General features: G+C 35.3%; 4 protein-coding genes, 1 tRNA gene and 2 rRNA genes (1 of these 7 cut by a window edge). 1 reads left to right on the plus strand and 6 read right to left on the minus strand.

Features of this window, described 5'->3' with window-relative positions; translation table 11 throughout:
* Nucleotides 1–79: 79 nt before the first annotated feature.
* Genes lptC through SJY43_RS00775 form a run of 4 tightly spaced genes read right to left on the minus strand, consistent with a single transcriptional unit; the run spans nt 80 to nt 4,070 of the window.
* A complete protein-coding gene (gene lptC / locus SJY43_RS00760) occupies nt 80–634 on the minus strand; it encodes an LPS export ABC transporter periplasmic protein LptC (RefSeq protein ID WP_396601946.1) in 555 nt (184 codons plus the stop codon).
* A complete protein-coding gene (locus tag SJY43_RS00765) occupies nt 634–2,016 on the minus strand; it encodes a hypothetical protein (protein ID WP_396601947.1) in 1,383 nt (460 codons plus the stop codon). Before SJY43_RS00765 ends, lptC begins: the two co-directional genes overlap by 1 nt.
* 18 nt (nt 2,017–2,034) lie before the next feature.
* Nucleotides 2,035–3,342: a hypothetical protein gene (locus SJY43_RS00770; protein WP_396601948.1), complete on the minus strand. Its 1,308-nt coding sequence runs from the start codon at nt 3,340–3,342 to the stop codon at nt 2,035–2,037.
* Nucleotides 3,339–4,070: a type III pantothenate kinase gene (locus tag SJY43_RS00775; RefSeq protein ID WP_396601949.1), complete on the minus strand. Its 732-nt coding sequence runs from the start codon at nt 4,068–4,070 to the stop codon at nt 3,339–3,341. Before SJY43_RS00775 ends, SJY43_RS00770 begins: the two co-directional genes overlap by 4 nt.
* A 181-nt stretch (nt 4,071–4,251) precedes the next feature.
* On the opposite strand from SJY43_RS00775, the gene SJY43_RS00780 reads away from it, so the two are divergent.
* Nucleotides 4,252–4,324: transfer RNA gene (locus SJY43_RS00780), tRNA-Phe, on the plus strand.
* Nucleotides 4,325–4,716: 392 nt separating this feature from the next.
* Here SJY43_RS00780 and rrf read toward each other — a convergent pair.
* A 5S ribosomal RNA gene (rrf, locus tag SJY43_RS00785) occupies nt 4,717–4,824 on the minus strand.
* A gap of 133 nt (nt 4,825–4,957) precedes the next feature.
* Nucleotides 4,958–7,123 (minus strand): 23S ribosomal RNA (locus SJY43_RS00790); it runs 656 nt beyond the window's last position.

Genomic DNA, 7,123 nt, shown 5'->3' on the forward strand with positions numbered 1-7,123 from the left:
ATATTTAGATTCCCATTTTTATTGGAATGACAATTTCAACTGAAACCTTGTCGTATTCCTCCAAGGAAATATTTTTCAATTAATCTTCTAAAGTAATAATACCTGTTACTTCAAGAACTTCAGCATTTGAGAAATCTTTATTAGAATCAAAACCATTACCGTTTATAAGATCTTGATCGGTTTTAAAACTAACCGGTTTATTTGTAGAAAACCATTCTTTTTTCTGATCGTAGAATAATTGCTCTGTTTTTAAAACTCTATTGTCATGCGTCGTTATAACAACGTTATCTTGCATATCAATTAAATCTGTGTTTTCATAAACAAAAGCATTATCTGCTTTAATGGTACTTTTTTTATTATCCTTATCATAAATATAAAGGGTAACACCTTCTGTAAACTGATGAAAAGGAAAATCTCTGTTAGTATAATCTAACACTTTAGTACTAATTAAATTTGCCGATACTCTACCAGAGTCGGTATACTTTAGATTAACATTATAATCTTCTCCTATAGGTTCGTTTTCTGAAATACCTATTTTTTGTATTTGTTTAAAACTATCATTACATGAAAAAAACATAGTCACAATAAATATTGTGACTATGTTAAATATATTATATGAAATGTTTTTTCTCATTAGATACTTGGTACTGTAACAGAAGCTCCAATCCAACAACCAATTTTAATGGTTTCTCCTGCTCTACCTGAGCTAAAAATCTCAGATTTTTGTGGTGCTTTAGCATTGTAATTTGCTACAGATTTTGCAGCGTTTTTCTTTTGTGTAGGATCAACACGTGCTGCTTTTCTAGCTTCGGCTGCTGCTAACCAATATACCGCTCTTTTATCAAAATTACTTTGCCCACAATTATTAGCACTCTTAGCATACATAGCTGCAATTGATAAATACGGACGACCATTTGATGGATTTAACTTTAATGCTTCTCTAAAGAAACTTCTTGCTTGACCATAACTTCCTCTAGATTTTAATTTTAATCCGATTCTGTTATTAAGCTTAGCTTTTTTGAAGCTATCTGTTTCTAAAGAAATAGCTTGCTTGTAAAAAGATATAGCCTCACTTGAATTACCTTCTTTATCTTTTAATATACCTAAGTAAAAGGCAGAATTAGCAGAAGGACTAATTTCATGATAAGCATTTACTAACTTAAAGAATAAAGGATCATCAGTACAATCTTTCCCTGACATATTACCTGCTGCTCTTTGTAACCAAACCGCATTGTTTTTATTCTCTTCAAAATCTTTTTGGTATAAAGGAATTAAGTTTTCACAATTAGCTCTTCCACCTAATTTTGCATCAACACTACCAGAAATTTGATCGTAAGCTTTTAAATAACTTTCGTAAAACCTTTTATATTTACCTTCTTTACTTGTTAATGCTGTTCCAGCATCTTCCTTTTCAATAAGTTTATTTAATTTTCCAGAATAATTTTTAACTTCATCTTCAACTTTCTCAACAATATCGTCATATTTATTAAATAAATCTGAAGCAGGTTTTTTACCAGCATCATACAAATCTACCATTAAAGAAAAGTAAGTATATAAACTTTTTGGGTTTGTAAATGAAGCTTTATCCAATTTATAAGCTGAATCAAAACTATTGTATAATTCTTCATTTGATTTACCTAATGTCTCTCTATTATCATACATTAACTGGGCAGCTTGAGCAGCATACTCTCCTTTAGGAGTTTTACTTGCAAAATACTCAGCTCTTTGTTCCCATAGCTTTAAAAGATCGTTAATAAGCGCAACTTTATCAGTACCTGTTGCTTTATCAATTTTATGCTCTAAAATCTTTTCTCCATCTACATAAATAGCGTTGTTAAACTTAGGGCACTTATTTCTTACAGCCATCCATGGCTCGTAAGCTGCATCGTAGTTCTTAGCTTTAGTATATTCATGGAATATAGATAGTTTAGTCATACACTCTTCATCTTGTTGCGCAAAACCAAAGTTTAACCCAATAAATAAAAAAGTTAATAATAATGTAATTTTTGTTTTCATGATAATAATTTTGTGTTGTTAATCATACTTTCGTTTCTGGAACCATCTATCGTTCAAAGATAAACTTAATTGTAAATTAATAAAATTCTCTTGAATTAAATTACTACTTTTTGTTCCACGTTGGCCAAATTCAAAACCTAAATTAGCGTTTGATAATAATCTAGTATCGCCAACTGGTATACCTACTCCAAAAGATATGCCAAACTCTTTAATTGACTCTCCTTTTATAACTAATCCAGTTTCTTCCGTTCTAAAACCAGCCCTATAAACAACTCTTTTTAAATAATTTCTGAATGAATTGTATTGAGGAATATAAAAGCCTCCTATAGATAAAGCATATGCATCTTCATAAGTAGTTTCAATATTATTACTAAATAATTCATTAGAAAATTCACTTGTTTTTACAAAAGTTGTTTCTGCCCCTATAAACCATTTTCTAGGTTCTCCAATTCCTGCTCCAAAAGAAAATTTTGAAGGCATAACTAAATCTGTTTCTTCTAAACCTAAAGCAGATAAATCAATATCTATAGTATTACTTACTCCTTCTTGCCCACTAGAAGTAATGGCTATAGCAGAAATAGATCTTTCATTTTTAGATATTAAAGTACTTTCTGGAGTAAAAGACATACTAGAAACTATCTCTAATTTTTGATCAATCATAGTTTTATAGGAAAGTCCAAAATTTAAATTCAAACCACTTAAGTCAGATCTATTATATTCTTTTGATTGATAACTAATTGGAATACCATCAGAATATTGATAGTTAATTATACTATTTTGAGTGTTTCCAAAATTATATTGAAAATCAACACCAATATTTAAACCTTTAGCTAATTGGTAACCAAAACCAAGAAAAGCTTTGTTAACCCCACCTTCACCTTCATACTGATTCTGGATATTATCATCTTCTATGGATTCTAATTTATAACCTACAGAAGTATATGGTAATAACCCAAATCCAAACCCAAATTTACCTAATGGTATATTAATAGCTAGATAATCAAACGTCGAGGATGACGCATTAGCACTACTTTCATCAGTCTTGAGATTATTACTAGAATAAGTACCTCCAACCGCAAACTTTACAGGTCTACTTTCTCCTCCCCACATCTCTAAGTTTTCTCCAGCATAAGAAGCTGGGTTACGTAAATTAATGTGAATACTATCATTATACACACTAATACCTCCCATACTTCTATTCTCTACAGTTCCTTTAAATTTTAAACTTCCAATACCGTAAAAAGAATAAGGAGACGTTGTTCCTTGTTGTCCATAACTGCTAATCGCAATTATTGCAATAAAAACTAATACAAGTTTTTTTATCATTCGTTTGAGTTAAATTGTAAAATAAAGTTTAAACCTTCTAAAAGAAAATTAGGATTGGCAAATATGCTACTTTTTAATTGTTTAGACAAGAATTTAGTATCTCCTCCTGTTAAAATTACTGTTAAATCTGAATATTTATGTTTATATGTTTCTAAAACGCCTTCAATTTCATTTAATACTCCAAATATAACACCTGAATGTATGGATTCATTAGTAGAACCACCAATAATATGTTTAGGCATTTCTGATTCTAATAACGGTAAATTTGCAGTTAAATTATTTAAAGATTTATAGCGCAAGCGAATACCTGGTGAAATAGCCCCTCCTAAATATTCATTATTAGAATTTATAAAATCATAAGTAATACATGTACCTGCATCAATAATAAGTACATTTTCATTAGAAAACTGTCTAATAGAACCGCAAACCAATGCGATTCTATCTACTCCTAATGTCTTTGGCGTTTTATAACAGTTTACAAAAGGTAGATTTATTTCTGTATCTAATATTAATAAATCAAAATTATTGTCAATTAAACTTATATCTTTCTTTGTAAGCCTACCAACAGATGAAACAATGGCTTTTTTTATTAAAGGATATTTACGATTTATTAAATTAACTTCATCAATAACATCATTAAGCTTAACAACAACTTTATAAATCAATTCTTCATCATTAAAAACAGCTAGTTTTACAAAAGAATTACCAACATCTATAATTAAATTCATATTTTTCAAAAGTATAAAATTACAAAATGAGTTACAATAACTATTCTATGTTAAGCTATAATATTAATTATAAATTAGTTAGTAACGCTAACTTATATTTTTTAATAAAATAATACAATTTTTTACGTTATTAGTTTGGCGAATAACAAAAATGAATATATATTTGCAACCGCTTTGGCGAGGTACCTTAGCTCAGTTGGTAGAGCAAAGGACTGAAAATCCTTGTGTCCCTGGTTCGATTCCTGGAGGTACCACAAAAAAATCCCGAAACTTAGGTTTACGGGATTTTTTGTTTTTAATACTTTCTATAATTTTACCTTTAAACTTAATTATTTTCCTGATTATTGTATAGGAAAAATTAAATACCCTTAATGCTTTTTAAATTACCCTATATGTTACTCGCTATATATAAATTATAATACTTCATATGACTCTACTTCTACATTTTAAGGAAGTTTCACAAAAGTTTACCACTACTATCGCTCCCTTAGTAGCTAACAATTAGTTTTACCAAAATATATTCAAATCTAAACCAATCATTTAAGTTTAGAACAAAAAAAATCCTCACCAATTAAATTAATAAGGATTATACAGTTAAAAAACTGCTTTAAAACAAAAAATCCCGATTCGTTAGAATCGGGATTAAAAAAGGCAACGACCTACTCTCCCACAAATGTAGTACCATCGGCGCAAATGGGCTTAACTTCTCTGTTCGGAATGGTAAGAGGTGAGCCCCATCGCTATAACCACCTTAAGTTATAGCTGCTGACTGTTAGTTTTCACTTCCAGTCTCAGCGTTCCGATTAAAATCGGAACAAATATCTTAACATATTGAAAATAAGAGACATGATTTGTAATAATATTGAACTTATGTAAAAAAACAGGCGTACAATAAGCCTATGGGTTATTAGTACTACTCGGCTATGACATTACTGCCTTTACACCTATAGCCTATCAACGTGGTAATCTCCCACGACCCTTTAAAGAAATCTCATCTTGTGGTGGGTTTCGCGCTTATATGCTTTCAGCGCTTATCCCTTCCCAACGTAGCTACTCTGCAATGCTCCTGGCGGAACAACAGATACACCAGAGGTTAGTCCAACTCGGTCCTCTCGTACTAGAGTCAGATCCACTCAAATTTCTAACGCCCACTGTAGATAGAGACCGAACTGTCTCACGACGTTCTGAACCCAGCTCGCGTGCCACTTTAATGGGCGAACAGCCCAACCCTTGGGACCTTCTCCAGCCCCAGGATGTGACGAGCCGACATCGAGGTGCCAAACCCCCCCGTCGATATGAGCTCTTGGGGGAGATCAGCCTGTTATCCCCGGCGTACCTTTTATCCTTTGAGCGATGGCCCTTCCATGCGGAACCACCGGATCACTATGCTCTACTTTCGTACCTGATCGACTTGTAGGTCTCTCAGTCAAGCTCCCTTATGCCATTGCACTCTACACACGATTACCAACCGTATTGAGGGAACCTTTAGAAGCCTCCGTTACTCTTTTGGAGGCGACCACCCCAGTCAAACTACCCACCAAGCACTGTCCCTTCTACGAAGGTTAGACTCTAGATAAGCAAAGGGTGGTATTTCAACAATGACTCCACAACGCCTAGCGACGCCACTTCAAAGTCTCCCACCTATCCTACACATTACTTATCCAAAACCAATACTAAGCTATAGTAAAGGTGCACGGGGTCTTTTCGTCCCACAGCGGGTAATCGGCATCTTCACCGATACTACAATTTCACCGAGCTCATGGCTGAGACAGTGTCCAGATCGTTGCACCATTCGTGCAGGTCGGAACTTACCCGACAAGGAATTTCGCTACCTTAGGACCGTTATAGTTACGGCCGCCGTTTACTGGGGCTTCATTTGAGATCTTCGAAGTAAACTTCTAAACCCTCCACTTAACCTTCCAGCACCGGGCAGGTGTCAGGCCATATACGTCATCTTTCAATTTAGCATAGCCCTGTGTTTTTGATAAACAGTCGCCTGGACCTTTTCACTGCGGCCACCCCGAAGGGTGGCGACTCTTCTCCCGAAGTTACGAGTCTATTTTGCCTAATTCCTTAGCCATGAATCTCTCGAGCGCCTTAGAATTCTCATCCCAACTACCTGTGTCGGTTTAGGGTACGGGCTGCTTCTCTTGCTTTTCTTGGAAGTTGCTACTCTGGATTATCACCTTGACCGAAGTCTCAGTGTACTATCGCGGTATCACTACTCGCTTCAACGTACTATTCCGTCAGTACGCACCAAATTCACACCTCCGTCACTTTTAATGAGAGCAGGTACAGGAATATTAACCTGTTGTCCATCCACTACCCCTTTCGGGTTCGCGTTAGGTCCCGACTAACCCTCAGCTGATTAGCATAGCTGAGGAAACCTTAGTCTTTCGGCGTGCGGGTTTCTCGCCCGCATTATCGTTACTTATGCCTACATTTTCTTTTGTAGCTTCTCCAGCATGCCTCACAGCACACCTTCGACGACACTACAATGCTCCCCTACCGATATTTCTATCCCATAGCTTCGGTAATATGTTTATGCCCGATTATTATCCATGCCGAACCGCTCGACTAGTGAGCTGTTACGCACTCTTTAAATGAATGGCTGCTTCCAAGCCAACATCCTAGCTGTCAAAGCAGTTCAACCTCGTTAGTTCAACTTAACATATATTTTGGGACCTTAGCTGATGGTCTGGGTTCTTTCCCTCTCGGACATGGACCTTAGCACCCATGCCCTCACTGCTGATTAACATTTTATAGCATTCGGAGTTTGTCAGGAATTGGTAGGCGGTGAAGCCCCCGCATCCAATCAGTAGCTCTACCTCTATAAAACTATAAATCAACGCTGCACCTAAATGCATTTCGGGGAGTACGAGCTATTTCCGAGTTTGATTGGCCTTTCACCCCTACCCACAGGTCATCGGAACACTTTTCAACGTATATCCGTTCGGTCCTCCACAGTATGTTACTACTGCTTCAACCTGCCCATGGGTAGATCACACGGTTTCGCGTCTACCACTACTAACTAAGCGCCCTATTCAGACTCG

The sequence above is a fragment of the Algibacter sp. R77976 genome (assembly GCF_044594645.1).
Classification (GTDB): domain Bacteria; phylum Bacteroidota; class Bacteroidia; order Flavobacteriales; family Flavobacteriaceae; genus Algibacter_B.